The sequence below is a fragment of the Brucella sp. NBRC 12953 genome (genome assembly GCF_040369775.1).
GTDB classification, from domain to species: domain Bacteria; phylum Pseudomonadota; class Alphaproteobacteria; order Rhizobiales; family Rhizobiaceae; genus Brucella; species Brucella pseudogrignonensis.
On sequence record NZ_BAABSV010000001.1, the window covers coordinates 603,942 to 620,683 of the forward strand.

Genomic DNA, 16,742 nt, shown 5'->3' on the forward strand with positions numbered 1-16,742 from the left:
GGATTTGTTTAACAGGGCCTCAGAATAAGAAGCTGAAAATGCTTTTATTTTTAAGGTTTTGCTGAAATTAGCAGCCACATCGCTTTAACTCAAAAGCTTGGTGACATGCCTCCATCTCATTTCGGCTGACTTTCAATATAGTGCGATTGCGGCGAATTTACCACCGCAATCGTCTTTCATTTATTTTCGTTTATCCGCGTTTTCCGCCAGCGATCGGTTCCTGATATGTGAAGCCCATATCCCATGGGAAGTAGATCCAGGTGTCCTGAGAGACTTCCGTTACGAATGTATCGACCAGCGGACGGCCTTTTGGCTTTGCATAAACAGTTGCAAAATGTGCCTTTGGCATCATTTCACGAACGATGGCTGCAGTTTTGCCAGTATCGGTCAGATCATCGACCACGATTACGCCTTCGCCGCCATTTTCGAGAAGCGGAGCGCTAATTCCTTTCAGAATTTCCATTTCGCCCTGCGATGTATAATCGTGATAGGACGCAACGCAGACCGTTTCGATGAGGCGGATGCCGAGTTCACGGCAAACGATGGCAGCAGGAACCAGACCACCGCGGGTGATTGCAACGATGGCACGCCATTCGCGGTCCATATCTGCAATACGCCAGGCAAGCGCGCGGGCATCACGGTGGAACTGATCCCAGGAAACGGGAAAGGCTTTATCGGGCAACGACATCGAAACGCTCCATGGAGAGTCCGGTCGAGATATGCCGGACCTATCAAACCAAAAATGCGCGATGACGGGTGCCATTCGCGCTGAACTGTCTAGGCTTTCTTTATTCGCGCACAGTGAAGTTTTCACATGCAGCACAATGCAGAAAGGCTTTGTCCCGGCACAGTCAGCGCCGGGTGATGCTGATAACCGCAAAAATGCCTATTGTGCAAGAGCGGCGTGAGATCGCACGCCTATAGATTGCTAAATTAGAAGCAAAAAAATGATACGCCGATCAAAATCGGCGTATCAAGCAACTGTTCAGAGCATTTCCAGCAAAAGTGCGAAGCGGTTTTGCGTGGGATAATGCGATAAAGCAAAGAAGACCGTTCCAATGATTCAGTATTACAGCATTTCCAGCAAAAGCGTGAAGCGGTTTTGCGCCGGATAATGCGTAAAAACAAACAGTTACAGCGGTTCTAACGATTCATTCTTAACTGAAACCGCTGTAACTGGAACCGCTCTAACGCGAGAAAAGCGTGAGGATAGGGAGGTCATTGAGCATGGCGCGGGTAACACCGCCGAAAACCAGCTCACGGAGCCTTGAGTGGCTATAGGCGCCCATGACCAACAGGTCGGCACGCTGCGCTATGATGTGTTCTCGCAAGACATCCTGCGCATAACGATTATGGGATGCCAATGGCGTTACGCTTACGGCAAGTCCATGACGAGAAATGGATTCAGCAAGATCGCTACCTGCAAGTGCTTCATCCTCACCTTCGCGCTCAGGCGGATCAATCCAGACAATTTCAGTTCGGCTTGCATTCCTCATCAAAGGAAGCGCGTCGAAAGTGGCGCGTGCCGCCTCGCGTTTGCCATTAAATGCCACGACAATGCGGTCCAGCGCTTCCATTGCAATAACGGGTGTGTGCGGAACGAGAAGAACCGGGCAGCTGGAATTAAACACCAGCGTATCCGCCGTTTCGTCATTGGTTGCCGCATCTTCAGGATCTGGCTGCCCAGCCACAAGAAGTTCTGCACCAAGACAGGATGTGAGAACACCATCAGCTGCCGTTCCGGTTTCCGAACGGGTTATGCGGAACTCATGATTTGCACCCTGACGGCGCATTTCCTCCTCAAAGCGTTCTTGTAGCCTCTCGGAGATTTCCTTGTGCTGCTTGTCGTGCAGCTCAAACATGCCCGGATCGATAAATCCGTTCGGGTCCGCATACACAATAGGAGAGGGAATAGAGTAAAGTCCGATGACGTGAATGTCGGGAAACTTTCGCATCAAAAGCCCAACTGCAGACAGAACCCGCTTCAACTCGGCTTCACTGCGGGAATAGGCTACCACCGTCTTGTAGGACATATCAGATCTCCTTCCGGCTATACTTCTATTTTAGCATATAATGCGATTGCGCGAGCAGGCAAAACCACCCGATTTCAAGCGGCTCCCTGATTTTGCAATGTTGTAATCATCGCTTCGATTGCAGCAACAGCAATATCGATTTTGGCGACATCACTGCCGCGCACCACCAGTTCCGTACTGAACCGGCCATTTTCAAACTTCGGATAAGACCCGATGATCGTTTCAGGATTCTCTTTCTGGATCGCGGTGAGCGGTGCTCCAATAACGCCTTCACCAAACGGGCAGCGCACGGCCTTCGACAAAAGCTTGCGGCCAGTTTTCAAGGTTGGGAGAACATTGTCGAGCATCGCCTGAAACACAGATGGCACGCCGGCCATCACATAGACATTGCCGATATGAAATCCGGGCGCAGCGGATACCGGATTGTCGATATGTTCCGAGCCCTGTGGCATACGCGCCATGCGCTTGCGTGAGTCCGTAAACTCCAGATCACGCTTGGCGTAATTGTCGCCCAGCAGCTTCATCGCCTTTTCATCATAAATGCATAGCACTTCAAAAGCGCGTGATACAGCGTCTGCAGTGATGTCATCATGGGTTGGACCGATGCCGCCGGACGTGAAAACATAGTCATAGCCCGGCCGCAACGCGTTTAGCGCTGAAACAATCGCATCTTCGTCGTCGGGCACAATCCGGACCTCTTTGAGATCAATGCCTGCAGCTGTCAAAACATCAGCTAAATGGCCGATATTCTTGTCTTTCGTTCGTCCTGAGAGAAGTTCATCGCCGATGGCAAGCATTGCAGCCGTAACGGCCTGCTGCGGGGTATTCGTCATGCCCAGACTCCATTCTGTGTATGCACAGTTAATCCCCGGCAGAAGAATGCTGCAACTGGTTTTCTGTGTTTTTCAAACTGGAGACCCCGCATGCGACTGATTGTTTTCACTATAACTTTCATTCTCCGAAATCGTTGCGGGTAATTTATTGAATATTTTTGGCGGCACTCTCGCGACAATTTCCACTGTCATTAAATCCAGTTATTAAAACGCCGGAAACAGCTTGAATTTGCTTCACAAATCATGACATAGAATTCCTCAGCTGCGGTCGTGGCGAAATTGGTATACGCAACGGACTTAAAATCCGTCGCCTTTTAGGCTTGCGGGTTCAAGTCCCGCCGACCGCACCACCCATTCTCTTAGATAAAACATTACAATTTTACTCAAGTTTATCGTTTCAAGCTTGTTTGCGCTCTCAAAGCCATGTAGCCATGCGCAAATATTGTTATGAATGCAGAAAGCTGACCGATGAACGCCTTCGTTAAAGCCGTAGCTCAAGCTGAAACTGCCATGCGTGCGCTCTTCCCAGAGACGCCGTTGCAGCTCAATGACTATCTTTCACGGAAATACGGCGCGGAAATTTGGCTCAAGCGCGAAGATTTGACACCAGTTCGCTCTTATAAAATACGTGGCGCCTTCAACTTCATTTCGCGCGCGGTAAAAACTGCTGACGAAAATGCGGTCTTCGTTTGCGCATCGGCTGGCAATCACGCGCAGGGTTTTGCCTTCGCCTGTCGCCACTTTGGTCGCAAGGGTGTGGTGTTCATGCCTGTAACAACGCCACAGCAGAAAATCGACAAGACCCGTGCTTTCGGTGCGGAATTTATCGAGATCAAGCTCGTCGGCGATATTTTCGATGTCTGCTATGCTGCATCGCAAGAATATGCAGAGGCAAATAAAGGCGTGATGGTGCCGCCATTTGACCATGCAGGCATTATCGAAGGGCAGGCGACTGTTGCACTCGAAATCGAACGCCAGCTGCCGGATGGCAAGAAACCGGATTTTGTCTTCCTGCCTGTTGGCGGTGGCGGCCTTTCGGGCGGCGTGACGCAGTATTTCACCGCGCTGGGCTGGAAGACTGCCTATCGCTTTATCGAGCCACAGGGTGCGGCGAGCCTCAAGGGCAGCCTTGAAGCAGGCAAGCGTATCAAGCTTAGCCAAGTCGATAATTTTGTTGATGGCGCAGCCGTCGCAGAGATCGGCAAGGAGAACTTCAAGCTTCTCAAGGGCTTCGACAAGAATCTTGTCATCACGGTTCCGGAAAATCGCGTCTGTTCAACCATCGTCGAGATGCTGAATATTGAGGGAGTCGTCCTTGAACCTGCCGGTGCGCTCGGCATTGATGCGCTCAAGGATTTTAAGAAAAGCGAACTCAAAGGCAAGCGCATTGTCATCGTCGTATCGGGCGGCAATTTCGACTTTGAACGTCTGCCAGACGTTAAAGAACGCGCGCTTCGCTATGAAGGTCTCAAGAAATATTTCATCTTCCGCTTCCCGCAGCGTCCCGGTGCGCTGCGCTCATTCCTTGATCTGCTCGGTCCGGAAGATGACGTTGCACGCTTTGAATATTTGAAGAAATCTGCACGCAATTTCGGTTCTGTGCTGATTGGTATTGAAACCAAGGACGCTGCAAACTTCAAAATTCTCGAAAAGAAATTTGCGGAAGCAGGCTGGGCTTATCAGGATATTACCGACAATCAGGTGCTGGCAGATTTCATCATCTGATTGAACTAAAGGCAAAATTCATTTGCTTTTTAGGGGATAATACCCCATATGGCGGCTTAGGCGCATGGGCTGAACAATTTCAGTCTTCCCGGAATCGGACTTGTTGCGTCTCGCCTCTTGCAGTCAGAATGGTCTGATAGCAGGGGAGACCCGACTGGTTTCGGGCACGGCAGCGCAAGTCGACCGGAGTATTCCGGCGTCCCGTCGTACATCCAAGATATTCCCGTTCGGCAAGTTGCGCTTGTCCGAAGTTTTAAAGCGGACCGCAACTTTGCGGTGCCGCCGAAAGAGTTTAAATTGACTACTGAGAATATTGAACACACTGGCGGCTTTGCCGCTCTTGGCGTTACCGGTGTGCTGCTCAAAGGCGTTGAAGCTGCTGGCATGACTGAGCCAAAGCCAATCCAGACACAGGCTATTCCGCACCAGCTGGAAGGCCGCGACATTCTGGGTATCGCACAGACCGGCTCTGGCAAAACCGCTGCATTCAGCCTGCCGATCCTGCAGAAAATCATCGCACTTGGTGACAAGCGCAAGGGCAAGACCGCACGCGCGCTGATCCTCGCGCCAACCCGCGAACTGGCCGTGCAGATTGAAGAAACAATCCGCACCGTTGCCAAGCAGGCCCATATCTCCACCGCACTTGTTCTCGGCGGCGTTTCGCGTCTGAGCCAGATCAAGCGTATGCAAGGTGGTGTGGACGTTCTTATTGCAACGCCGGGTCGTCTGACCGATCTGGTCCGCGAAAACTGCGTCGATCTGTCGGAAACCCGCTGGCTGGTTCTCGATGAAGCTGATCGTATGCTCGACATGGGTTTCATCAACGATGTGAAGCGCATTGCCAAGGGCACGCACAAGAACCGTCAGACAGCACTTTTCTCGGCAACCATGCCAAAGGAAATCGCGGCACTCGCTCAGAGTCTGCTGCGCGATCCAATTCGCATTGAAGTTGCTCCACAGGGCACGACAGCTGCTGAAATCACGCAGGTCGTGCATCCTGTTCCAACCAAGGAAAAGCGCCGTCTGCTCTCCGGACTTCTGGGCGACAAGGGCATGAAGTCCGTCATCGTCTTCACCCGTACCAAGCATGGAGCGGATGCGGTCGTTCGTCATCTCGAACGTGATGGCTTTGACGTTGCTGCGATCCACGGCAATAAATCGCAGAATGCTCGTCAGCGCGCGCTGAACGGCTTCCGCGATGGCACATTGCGCATTCTGGTTGCGACCGACATCGCTGCACGCGGTATTGACGTTCCGGGCATCAGCCACGTCGTCAACTACGATCTGCCGGATGAGCCTGAAACCTATGTACACCGTATTGGCCGTACTGGTCGTAACGGCGCAAGCGGTGCTTCGATCACGCTTTACGATGCAGCAACAGAAGATTCGAAGCTGCGCGCGGTTGAACGCGTTACGCGTAACAAGCTGACCATCAAGGAAGCTCCGGTTAAGCTTGCACCAGCACCGGCTCCAAAGTTCGATGATGCAGAAGACCGGCCACGTTCGGACCGCAAGCCAGGTTCGCATTCCATGCCGCAGAAGCATCGCCGTCCTGCAAACAAGATGGCAAAGTCTGGCGAACATCGTTCGGGCCAGGGTTCCCAAGGTTCAAAGCCTGCAGGTGGAGAAGGCGCAGCCAAGCCAAAGCGTCCATTCCATCGCAAACGTCGTCCAGGTGGCGGCGGTGGCGGCCAACGCGCTGCTTAATCGCAACACTACTTTTTCTAAAAGCCGCCCTTAACGGGGCGGTTTTTTCGTTTTAGCTGGATTGGTGAGTTAGTGCTTGCAATTTCAGTTGGAAAATTATTCCCCGCTTGCTTGAAGAACGTCGTGCTTCCACATAGTTTCCTGTCAACCAGAAGGAACGGAAGCCATGCTCAATTTGGCACTCGATGCAATCGGCAATACACCACTGATCCGCTTGAAAAAGGCTTCTGAAATCACCGGTTGCGAAATCTATGGCAAAGCCGAATTTCTCAATCCCGGACAGTCGGTCAAGGACCGCGCAGCGCTTTACATCATCCGTGATGCCGAAAAACGCGGACTGCTCAAGCCCGGCGGCGTTATCGTTGAAGGTACAGCAGGAAACACCGGCATCGGCCTTACCTTTGTTGCCAAGGCGCTTGGCTATCGCACCGTTATTGTTATTCCGGAAACCCAAAGCCAGGAAAAGAAGGATGCGCTGCGTCTTCTTGGCGCTGAACTGATTGAGGTTCCTGCCGCGCCTTATCGCAATCCGAACAATTATGTGCGTCTTTCCGAGCGTCTGGCCGAGCAACTCACCAAAACCGAGCCCAACGGCGCAATCTGGGCCAATCAGTTCGATAATGTCGCCAATCGCATCGCACATATTGAAACGACAGCGCAGGAAATCTGGCGTGATACCAGTGGAAAGGTCGATGGTTTCGTCTCGGCTGTAGGTTCAGGTGGCACGCTCGCAGGCACTGCATTCGGCCTCAAGGATAAGAATGCGGATATCAAGATCGCTCTCGCTGATCCGCATGGTGCAGCACTTCATTCCTTCTACACGACAGGCGAGTTGAAATCAGAAGGTGATTCCATCACCGAAGGCATCGGGCAGGGGCGCATCACGGCCAATCTCGAAGGCTTTGCACCCGATTTTTCCTACCGTGTTGGCGATGCCGATGCGCTCGATATTCTGTTTGATCTGGTGCAGGAGGAAGGACTCTGCTTGGGCGGTTCTTCGGGCATCAATATTGCCGGTGCAATCCGCCTTGCAAAAGATCTCGGGCCGGGCCACACAATCGTGACCGTGCTTTGCGACTATGGTAATCGTTACCAGTCCAAGCTGTTCAACCCTGCTTTCCTGCGCGGCAAAGATCTGCCTGTGCCGGGTTGGTTGGAAACGAAAACTGATGTTCACATACCGTACGAGGGATAATCATGGCATACGAGACTGAAGCTCTGTTCCGCGAAGATGCATATCTTTCAACCGCGGAGGGTTCGGTCATTGCCCTGACAGATACCGGCGGGATTATTCTTAATCAGACAAATTTTTATGCCACTTCCGGCGGTCAGCCGGGAGATACCGGCTTTTTTGAGCGTGCCGATGGCTCACGTATTGAAATTGCTGCAACCGTGACCGGTGAAAGCAAAAATGAAATCGTCCATGTGCCTGCCGAAGGGCAGGCGCTCCCTGCTATTGGTGAGAAGCTGGTTCTGCATATCAATTGGGAGCGCCGCTACAAGCTGATGCGTATGCATACAGCCTGCCATCTTCTTTCTGTCGCGTGCCCGTTTCCAATCACCGGTGCTGCGGTTGGTGAAGAGGAAAGCCGTGTCGATTTTGATCTTCCAGATGCGAGCTACACCAAGGAATCCGTTACGCAAAAACTTATGGAAATGGTGAAAGCCAATGATCCAGTTACGCTTCGCTGGATCAGTGACGAAGAGTTTCTGGCCAATCCGGATATTGTCAAGTCGAAGAACGTGCGCCCACCTGTGGGTGCAGGCCGGCTTCGTCTAGTGGTTATCGGCGAAAATGGTTCGGTGGATTCGCAACCTTGCGGCGGAACACACGTTTCTGAAACGCAGGAAGTGGGTGAAATCCACATCGGCAAAATCGAAAAGAAGGGCAAGGAAAACCGCCGATTCCGCATTCGATTTGGCAATGCACCATTAGTTTAAGTTCAGGAGCAATCATGTCCGACAAAAGCGCATTTGTTATCTCCCGCGATGATCTGAAAGCTCGTCTGGGCGAACCGGGTCTCGCAATCGTGGATGCATCCTGGTATTTGCCCGCAGCCGGTCGCAATGGGCGCGATGAATATGATGCAGGGCACATTCCGGGCGCAGTCTTCTTTGATCAGGATGTGATTGCAGACAAGGATTCGGGTCTCCCGCATACTTTGCCATCACCGGAGCTTTTTGCCCGCCATGTAGGTGCAATGGGCATCACTGCGGATGAAACCATTGTGGTCTATGACGGCCCCGGCATGTTTTCCGCACCGCGTGTCTGGTGGATGTTCCGCGTGATGGGCGTGAAGAACGTTCTGGTTCTCGATGGCGGTTTTGATGGTTGGAAGGCAGCAAACTTCCCCGTCACCGATGAAGTTACGAAAATCGCCGCAACACTTTTCACGCCTTCATTCAATGCGTCAAAGGTCGTTGATTTTGCCGAAATGAGCAAAATCGTGGATGGACGCAGCTCTCAGATTGCTGATGCGCGTGCCACAGGCCGTTTCACAGGCCGCGATGCAGAACCGCGTGAAGGTATGCGTTCCGGCCACATGCCGGGCGCTCGCAACGTTCCGGTCGGTTCCCTGTCTGAAAACGGTCAGCTGAAAAGCCTCGACAGCCTTCGCGAAATCTTCGCCAGTGCCGGTGTAGACCTCAATAAACCAGTCGTCACCAGCTGCGGTTCCGGCGTGACCGCTGCCGTTATCACACTGGCATTGACCTCGCTTGGCCATGAAGACAATCGGCTTTATGATGGCTCATGGAGTGAATGGGGCAGCAGGCAGGATACGCCTGTAGTGACCGGCGAAGCAGACTAAGCATGACTGAAAAAATGATGGCCAGAGTAACCCATCTGGAAATGACAGCGCGTCCTGCGCTGTCGGTTCCGGTTCCCTCCGGCCTGCGCCTTGCCATAATGCGCTCGACCGAAATGCCGGTGCATTTCTATCGTTATCTCTATGAACAGGTTGGACGCCAGCATCACTGGATGATGCGTCGCGTGCAGAGCGATGCGGAAGTGGCCGAAGCCATTCACGCTGAAACTGCCGAGATTCACGTTCTCTACGCTGACGGCAACCCGGCTGGCCTTCTCGAACTGGATTTGTCTGCATTGCCTGAAACGGCTGAAATTCTCTATTTCGGCCTGATTCCCGACTATCAGGGCAGGGGATTGGGCAAATTCTTCCTCAATGAAGCAATTTCCACGGCCTGGTCCCATAGCCCGCAGAAAGTGGCTATCCACACCAACACGCTCGATAGCCCGCGTGCATTACAGCTTTATCAGAGGATGGGATTTGTGCCTGTCGGCTGGTCCGAAGAAGAAGTCACAACCTGGGACTAAATTATCCGCGCGCGACTTCGCGTCCGTTGGTGATCGAAACGACGGACGCACTCGTAATACGACCGCTTTCTTCATCAAAGACGACGCAGTTTCGACCGCGCTGCTTGGCCATATAAAGGCAACGATCAGCGCGGCTTAACACCTGCGAGTTGGTTTCATTCTTCGGTGCAGACGCCACACCGATACTGATCGTCAGCGGATATACCTGATATTCAGTAGCGTGGAAAGGTGTGTTCTCTACTTCCGCGCGTATTCTCTGTGCGACACGAATACCGGTTTCCCCCGTTGCACCCGGAAGAAAAACGCAGAATTCTTCGCCGCCAATACGCCCTACGAGATCGCCTTTACGCGTCACATTCTGCAGTGCGAAAGCAATCAGCTTGAGTGCGCGATCACCAACGCTATGCCCAAACGTATCATTGATCGCTTTGAAGTGATCGGCATCAATAACGAGAAGCGTCCCGCTTTCAATACGTGAACGGCTGATCTTCATCGCATCAAACAATGCTTCGCGGTTGAGCAGCCCGGTCATGTGATCGACGCGCGAGCGCGCCTGCAGCTCACTATGCGCTTTTTCAAGCTGCGTATAGGCTTCACCAAGTTTGCTATGCTGCAGAAAAATATAGAGAAGTGAAGGGAAGGCCGTGGCCAATGGGATAGCGGCGCTAAGGCTGATAGCAATAACGCCCGGCATCGATCCGGAAAAGAATCCGACGGCTAAACTGGAGCCAACGGAAAACAGCACAACAGACAACGTTATCAACGCTGCCTTCCATAAAGCTGCCTTCATGCCGATGAACTCCCCCAAACCCCGATGAAGATGTTTTTAGGTGCCTGTCTCTGAACCCTCTGTGAACAGGCCTGATCGCCGTGGGCCTTATAGGCCGAACATTTTAGCGATTGAAGGCATGTTCCTGCACTTATGCAATTTTTTATATATGCGTGCTATTATTGACACAATCTAAAGTAGTGCAGCCAAAATATATTACTCATAGATTAGCTCTACGACAACTATCTTTAAAAGAAATAACACTCGATGAAATTTTTAACACGTTACTAATTTACGATGTTGGCGATCAATAACGTAAAACAACTGAAGGACGCCTTTTGGGCGTCCTTCAGCTTTGAAATCTTGATATCGCGGGCGATTAGAAGACTGCCAGGTACTTCAGAAGCGATATGATACCGATAATAATGACGATTATCTGGGCAATCTGTTTCACTTTCCCATCAAGCGGCAGCATGTTGATAAGGTAAAGAACGAGGAAGATAACCAGAATTGTTATCAGCAGACTAATGAGGATAGACATAGGCAGTCGGACCCTTCCCGGAACGGCTGTTATTTGTGTCACTCGGCGGCTGTTCCATCGCTGCACCGAATTCAGTCTTCAAAACCTTGGGAAGCACGGCTCGATAAAGCCAGAGACTGTCCCCGATCTCCATCGTTTCTTTGCAGAAATGATGTGCCGGTTAACGTTCCAATGAGAATAAGGTTCCACTTAATTGCAAAGCAAAACGGCGGCTTCCGCCGCCGTTTCATACATCTAATTTCAAGCAAGCCACTACTTCAGCATCGAGCCTGTCTGCTTGCGGCGGCTATGCCAGCTGAATGCTTCTTCCAGCAGGTGAGGGGTGTGACCTCCGCGCTCACAGGCACGTTCAAAATAGTCGTTCAACTGATCCCGGTAATCCGGATGCGCGCAATTGTTGATAATCAGGCTTGCACGCTCACGCGGCGCAAGGCCGCGCAAATCGGCGAGGCCTTGTTCAGTGACCAGAATATCAACATCGTGCTCAGTATGATCAACATGCGTCACCATCGGCACGATTGACGATATGGCACCGTTTTTGGCTTCGGACTTGCTCACGAAGATCGAAATATAGGCATTGCGCGCAAAATCACCGGAACCGCCAATACCGTTCATCATATGGGTGCCATCGACATGGGTCGAATTCACGTTGCCGTAAATGTCGAACTCAAGCGCGGTATTGATGCCAATAATGCCCAGACGGCGAATGACCTCGGGGTGATTGCTGATTTCCTGCGGACGCAGGATCAGCTTGTCACGATAACGGTCGATATTGTTGAAAACGCGCTCGCCGCAGGCAGGACTGAGTGTGATCGACGAGCCGGACGCATAATCAAGCTTGCCCGCATCGAACAGATCGAAGGTGCTGTCCTGCAGCACTTCGCTATACATGCGAAGATTATGGAACGGGCTTTCGGCAAAACCGTTCAGAACTGCATTTGCAATAGTGCCAATACCAGCTTGCAACGGGTTAAGCGTCAGATCGAGACGACCGGCCTCGACCTCATTCAACAGGAACTTGATCAGGTGCGACGCAATCGCAACGGTTTCGCCATCAGCAGGCTCGACCGTTGAGGCGCTGTCGTTCTCATGCGTAATAACAATGCCGGCGATCTTTTCAGGGGGGATCGGAATATAGGGCAGGCCGACACGGCTGTCGCAGGCCGTCACCGGGATTGGATCGCGGGAAGGGCGCTTGGTTGGAATATAGATGTCGTGAAGCCCTTCCAGCGCCAATGGCTGGTTCAGGTTGACCTCGACAATGACCTTCTCAGCCAGAATTGCGAAGCTCGCTGAATTTCCAATCGACGTTGTCGGGATAATGCCGCCATTCTCTGTGATGGCCAGCGCTTCGACCACAGCATAATCGATAGGGCCGATCTGGTTGGAGCGCAGCTGTTCGACAGTCTCGGACAGGTGTTGATCAATGAACATGACTTCGCCGCGGTTGATCGCTGCACGCAATGTGCGATCCACCTGAAAAGGCATACGGCGCGCCAGAACATGCGCTTCAGTCAGCAGCTTATCGACATCATGGCCAAGGGAGGCACCGGTAATCAGCGTAATCTGAAATGGATCATCGGCAGCGCGTGCGGCCATTGCGAGTGGGACAGCTTTCGCATCGCCAGCGCGGGTAAATCCACTCATGCCGACAATCATGCCATCTTTGATCAGGCTTGCTGCTTCTTCCGCAGTGATGATCTTATCACGCAGAGACGCGTTCCTGATACGTGCTTCCAACATGGTATCTACCTTCCTTGCAGACCGGCTTTAGGCCGGAAACAACGCTCTCCGGTACGTGAAGCGCTTAGGCTAACGATCGGAGTCGGCGCATGGAGGTAATAGCCTAAGCAGACAACTATTACACGCATGCTTTGGTCTTAGATTGGGGTCTTAGATCGACAATCAGCAGCTACATTGAAATGGAGCATCAGGGAAATGATTACAATCAAACGGAAACAGTTCCCATCCCGATAAAAACAGCATAAACGTAAATGTGTTGGCACCGTCCTTCTCACAAAAACACTGAAGCGCATTTCTTTCAGAAGCACCGTCTGGCTGGAGATTGAGCCTTCGCAAACAGAGGTTATGCGATGAACGATATCGCTAATCAGAATGTCGGTTTCGGACGAATTGCGGCTATGATTCCTGTCAAAGACATGGCCCGAGCCTATCATTTTTACGGTGAAATTCTTGGTTTCGAAAAAGTCTTCGAAAACGGAAATCCTGTTGGCTTTATGATCTTGCGAAATGAGAAAGGTGAACTGCATCTTTCACTGCAGAAAGATCACAAAGCTGCAAACTTCAACATTGCACATATGCTGGTCGATAATGTCGATGCTCTGCACAACATCTGCAAACAGAGCGGTATGCGGATCATAAAAGGCTTGCAGGACAAGGACTATGGCTTGCGGGCTTTTGTGTTTGAAGATCCGGACGGTAATCGTATCGATGTCGGGCAGAAGATCTAAAGCTTAGGCTGAAACCGGATGAACACTGTTTCATCCGGTTTCGTTTATGAGCCGCGTTAAACATCGGTTGGCTCTTCAAAAGAGAGCAGGCGTCGCAATCGTCAGTCGGTCACAGCACGCACAAACGGATACAACCTATGTGAGGTCAGGCTGAAGCGCGACTTTTGCCGTTTGAGTTTACGCAAAATGATGTCTGTTTGCGAAGATTTTCTGCCGAAAGACTTCTGCGGGCGTTTTGTACCCCAAACATTTGCGCGGCGTATTGTTGAGCCGATGACAGATGAATGCGAGGTCTCGATCACTGAGGGTGAGCGGATCAAGGTCTCGGGGGAGCCAACGTCTTGTGCGTCTGTTGGTGTTTTCAACGGTGCCTTTCTGCCAGGGTGATTGCGGATCGCAGAACCATATTTGCGACCCTATTCCATTCTGTAGATACGACCACTCTGTAAACTCAGTGCCACGATCAAACGTGATTGATCGGCGGGCCATTTGGGGCAGGGGTTGGAGTACCCTAATCACGCCATCCATCACCGGCCGTGACTGACGATCATTGTTACGTAGCAACACAGTAAAGCGGCTCACCCGCTCGACCAGAGACGTCACATTGGCCTTGCCGAACCTCTTGCGAAACTGGATGAGGTCGCACTCCCAATGACCGAATTGCTTGCGCCTGGCAACCATATCCGGGCGGTGCAAGATGCTCAGTTCAGGCGGAAAGCGGCGTCCATGATGACGCCGGGCATGACGTGGGCGGCGTCGGGCACGACGTTCCGGCAGATATTTCCAAAGCTCTTCTTTGCGACCGTCGGTGGAATACACAAACTGATAGATTGTTTCGTGACTGACAGAGATGGGATGCCGCTCCAGTCGCATTCTCCCGGCAATCTGTTGCGGTGACCATCCATCGCTGATGTGATCGATCACGGACTGCCGGAGCTCATCATACCGGATGAGCTTGCGTTGCTTCGAACGCCGCTCGCGGCATTTCTGGTCAGCAATCGTACAGTAATAGCCGTTTAAATCCTTAATCTCATCATCGTTAAACTGATTGCGTTTCAGTTCACGAAAAATCGTCGAGCGATGCCTTCCAAGCTTCTCAGCAATAACGTCAACGGAAAGCTTTGCAGTGCGCCAGCGTGCTATTCTGCGACGTTCATCCAGATCAATATGCGAATAGGTGCGGTCCATGACGGGTTCCTTGCATTGGATAACTCATTGTTATCATTTGCAAGTCGCACTTCAAACTAGAACCCACCAAACTGAACACATCGATTGCATAAGATAGATTATGGAACGCAACTCTATGATTTGGAGCCAGCATACGCCGATATTATCGGCGCTGAGCGATATATAAATGTCCTGGAACTGGCGAACCTTGCTCGCTACGGACGACAATATCCTCACAGCGTATGCATTCCATGCCATGCGCAGATAAAAGCGCACGCACATAGGATTGTGCATGGGCAAAGCGCTGATAATCACCCACCATGAAATCACGTCCGGCAAAACGCTCGTCAGGCTGCGTTTCACTGGAGAAGCCGAAATAGCCTCCGGCTTGCAGATGATTGGCTACGCCTGAAAAGAACTCATCCAGCCCCCCCATATAAGGCAGCACGTCGGTCGCGACGATCAGATCCCAATTGGCTTCTTCAGTGGTCTCAAGAAAGCGAACAGCTTCTCCGACGAACAGCGCGTCGTAATCGCCTTTTTCATACGACACTTCAATCATGTTTTCAGAAATGTCGACGCCAGTTTTGTGGTCTGCCATGTCGTCCAGCGCATCGGCAGAAAGGCCAGTTCCGCAGCCAAGATCAAGCATACGCTCAGCCTGAAACTCTTCGTCCATTTCAAGAAGCATTTCGCGCAGCTGCAATGGCACATCGTAACCAAGCTGATCGACAAGGATCGTGTCAAACATCTCGGCGTGTTGATCAAACAGCGTTGCAACATAAGCGTCTGGCGCTTTTGGCGGCACGTTTCCGCGCCCCATGCTGGCAAGACGCACCGCAGCGCCACCATGGTCTTCCGGGTCGAGTTCCAGAACGGCCTGATATGCCTTTTCAGCAGCATCCAGATCACCGGCTTTTTCCAGCGCGAGCGCATGGTTATAAGCCTCGGCCAAAGCCTCCTGATCAAATGAATCCGTCTTGCCGGATTTGCCGTTCTGCTTGGACATATCAATTGCCTTTTCTTGAGCCCTTAGTGAACGCGGATAGCCACTAGAAAGCAAATAACTGGGTTAGGGCCGTCTGCTCTATAAAAGGAAAGGGCGAGGCGAAACCACTCGCCTGCCCTCCTACCCTCATATGAGGATCACAGCAAGAACCAGTTCTATTCAGCTGCTGCAGTCGCCGTATTTGCAGCAGGCTTATGATCGGCAAGTTTACGCGCAATCACTGCGCAAGCCATCAGCTGGATTTGGTGGAAAAGCATCAGCGGCAACACCACGCTACCGACATTTGCGCCTGCAAATATAGCACTGGCCATCGGCGCACCACTGGCAAGGCTCTTCTTGGAGCCACAGAACATGATCGTGATACGGTCGGCGTGATTAAAGCCCAGCGCCTTGCTGCCATACCAAGTCGCCAGCATGACAATCGCCAGAAGCAGAATATTCACGCCGATCATTACACCGAGATCGTTCCAGGAAACTGTATGCCATAGACCTTCGACAATCGCTTCACTGAACGCCAGATAGACAACCATCAGGATCGAGCCCCGATCGACAAATCCGAGCGATTTGTTGTGACGACGCATGAAATTGCCGATCCACGGCTGCAAAATTTGCCCAAGAACAAACGGTGCAAGCAATTGAAGCAGAATAGATTCAAGCGCATCGACAGAAATACCGCCGCCACCTTTCACTGCGAAAAGCAGGCCGACAAGCAATGGCGTCAGGAACATACCGAAAATGTTGGATGCAGATGCCGAAACAATGGCAGCGGAAACATTACCGCCTGCCATCGAGGTAAAGGCGATTGACGATTGAACCGTAGAAGGCAGAACGCAGAGATAGAGAATGCCGAGATAGAACGGCGATTGCGCCAGTCCCGGAATTGTCCAGCCTGCGGCCAGTCCCAAAATCGGGAACAAGACGAATGTCGAGCATACGACCGCCAAATGCAGTCGCCAGTGCGTAACACCCGCAACAACCGCTTCACGCGACAAACGTGCGCCATGCAGGAAAAACAGAAGTCCAACCGCGATTTTAGTAGCAATCCCGAACCACTCAGCGAAATCGCCCTGCACCGGAAGGAATGACGCAAGCAAAATGGTTGCAATCAACATGCAAGTGAACTTATCGGGCAGAAAACGCATTATCTCGGTAG

General features: G+C 51.9%; 15 protein-coding genes, 1 tRNA gene and 1 pseudogene. 8 read left to right on the top strand and 9 right to left on the bottom strand.

All coding sequences use genetic code 11. The features are described 5' to 3' along the window. Nucleotides 1-190 precede the first annotated feature (190 nt). The 3 genes from gpt to ABWV94_RS02955 all read right to left on the bottom strand — a co-directional run bounded on the left by gpt (nucleotide 191) and on the right by ABWV94_RS02955 (nucleotide 2,866). Nucleotides 191-688, bottom strand: coding sequence for a xanthine phosphoribosyltransferase (gpt, locus tag ABWV94_RS02945; protein ID WP_007875001.1), 498 nt, complete (start codon nucleotides 686-688; stop codon nucleotides 191-193). 499 nt (nucleotides 689-1,187) lie between these two features. Then, on the bottom strand, nucleotides 1,188-2,033 hold the full coding sequence (locus ABWV94_RS02950; RefSeq protein ID WP_105518531.1) for a universal stress protein: 846 nt from the start codon (nucleotides 2,031-2,033) through the stop codon (nucleotides 1,188-1,190). A gap of 74 nt (nucleotides 2,034-2,107) precedes the next feature. Beyond that, the gene (locus tag ABWV94_RS02955; RefSeq protein WP_113498843.1) at nucleotides 2,108-2,866 is read right to left on the bottom strand and encodes a competence/damage-inducible protein A; all 759 of its coding nucleotides are present in this window, start codon (nucleotides 2,864-2,866) and stop codon (nucleotides 2,108-2,110) included. 264 nt (nucleotides 2,867-3,130) lie between these two features. Between ABWV94_RS02955 and ABWV94_RS02960 the strand changes: the two genes are divergently transcribed. The 7 genes and pseudogenes from ABWV94_RS02960 to ABWV94_RS02990 all read left to right on the top strand — a co-directional run bounded on the left by ABWV94_RS02960 (nucleotide 3,131) and on the right by ABWV94_RS02990 (nucleotide 9,632). Beyond that, nucleotides 3,131-3,216: transfer RNA gene (locus tag ABWV94_RS02960), tRNA-Leu, on the top strand. A 118-nt stretch (nucleotides 3,217-3,334) separates the two neighbouring features. Beyond that, nucleotides 3,335-4,591, top strand: a complete 1,257-nt coding sequence (gene ilvA / locus ABWV94_RS02965) for a threonine ammonia-lyase IlvA (RefSeq protein ID WP_113498845.1) — start codon at nucleotides 3,335-3,337, stop codon at nucleotides 4,589-4,591. 69 nt (nucleotides 4,592-4,660) lie between these two features. Further along, nucleotides 4,661-6,298: pseudogene (locus tag ABWV94_RS02970) on the top strand (DEAD/DEAH box helicase). Nucleotides 6,299-6,464: 166 nt separating this feature from the next. Further along, nucleotides 6,465-7,493, top strand: a complete 1,029-nt coding sequence (locus tag ABWV94_RS02975) for a cysteine synthase A (RefSeq protein ID WP_113498847.1) — start codon at nucleotides 6,465-6,467, stop codon at nucleotides 7,491-7,493. Nucleotides 7,494-7,495: 2 nt separating this feature from the next. Beyond that, a complete protein-coding gene (locus ABWV94_RS02980; RefSeq protein ID WP_113498849.1) occupies nucleotides 7,496-8,239 on the top strand; it encodes an alanyl-tRNA editing protein in 744 nt (247 codons plus the stop codon). Nucleotides 8,240-8,253: 14 nt separating this feature from the next. Then, on the top strand, nucleotides 8,254-9,108 hold the full coding sequence (sseA, locus tag ABWV94_RS02985) for a 3-mercaptopyruvate sulfurtransferase (protein WP_113498851.1): 855 nt from the start codon (nucleotides 8,254-8,256) through the stop codon (nucleotides 9,106-9,108). A 2-nt stretch (nucleotides 9,109-9,110) separates the two neighbouring features. After that, nucleotides 9,111-9,632, top strand: coding sequence for a GNAT family N-acetyltransferase (locus ABWV94_RS02990; protein WP_112804760.1), 522 nt, complete (start codon nucleotides 9,111-9,113; stop codon nucleotides 9,630-9,632). 1 nt (nucleotide 9,633) lies between these two features. Here ABWV94_RS02990 and ABWV94_RS02995 read toward each other — a convergent pair whose 3' ends face one another. From ABWV94_RS02995 to scpC, 3 genes are all read right to left on the bottom strand, one after another. After that, nucleotides 9,634-10,422, bottom strand: coding sequence for a GGDEF domain-containing protein (locus tag ABWV94_RS02995; RefSeq protein WP_007875013.1), 789 nt, complete (start codon nucleotides 10,420-10,422; stop codon nucleotides 9,634-9,636). Nucleotides 10,423-10,780: 358 nt separating this feature from the next. Continuing rightward, entirely contained in the window at nucleotides 10,781-10,942 is a 162-nt protein-coding gene (locus ABWV94_RS03000; RefSeq protein WP_007875014.1) for a Thivi_2564 family membrane protein, read from the bottom strand. A gap of 252 nt (nucleotides 10,943-11,194) precedes the next feature. Continuing rightward, a complete protein-coding gene (gene scpC / locus ABWV94_RS03005; protein ID WP_007875015.1) occupies nucleotides 11,195-12,685 on the bottom strand; it encodes a succinyl-CoA:acetate CoA-transferase ScpC in 1,491 nt (496 codons plus the stop codon). 350 nt (nucleotides 12,686-13,035) lie between these two features. On the opposite strand from scpC, the gene ABWV94_RS03010 reads away from it, so the two are divergent. Beyond that, nucleotides 13,036-13,413, top strand: a complete 378-nt coding sequence (locus tag ABWV94_RS03010) for a glyoxalase superfamily protein (protein ID WP_113498853.1) — start codon at nucleotides 13,036-13,038, stop codon at nucleotides 13,411-13,413. Between the two features lie 177 nt (nucleotides 13,414-13,590). On the opposite strand, the gene ABWV94_RS03015 is transcribed toward ABWV94_RS03010, so the two are convergent. From ABWV94_RS03015 to ABWV94_RS03025, 3 genes are all read right to left on the bottom strand, one after another. Then, nucleotides 13,591-14,601, bottom strand: coding sequence for an IS30 family transposase (locus ABWV94_RS03015; RefSeq protein ID WP_113498855.1), 1,011 nt, complete (start codon nucleotides 14,599-14,601; stop codon nucleotides 13,591-13,593). 142 nt (nucleotides 14,602-14,743) lie between these two features. Beyond that, nucleotides 14,744-15,589, bottom strand: coding sequence for a class I SAM-dependent methyltransferase (locus tag ABWV94_RS03020; protein WP_113498857.1), 846 nt, complete (start codon nucleotides 15,587-15,589; stop codon nucleotides 14,744-14,746). Between the two features lie 155 nt (nucleotides 15,590-15,744). After that, nucleotides 15,745-16,731 (bottom strand): bile acid:sodium symporter family protein, encoded by a 987-nt coding sequence (locus tag ABWV94_RS03025; protein ID WP_112808802.1) that lies wholly within the window; start codon nucleotides 16,729-16,731, stop codon nucleotides 15,745-15,747. Between the last annotated feature and the right edge of the window lie 11 nt (nucleotides 16,732-16,742).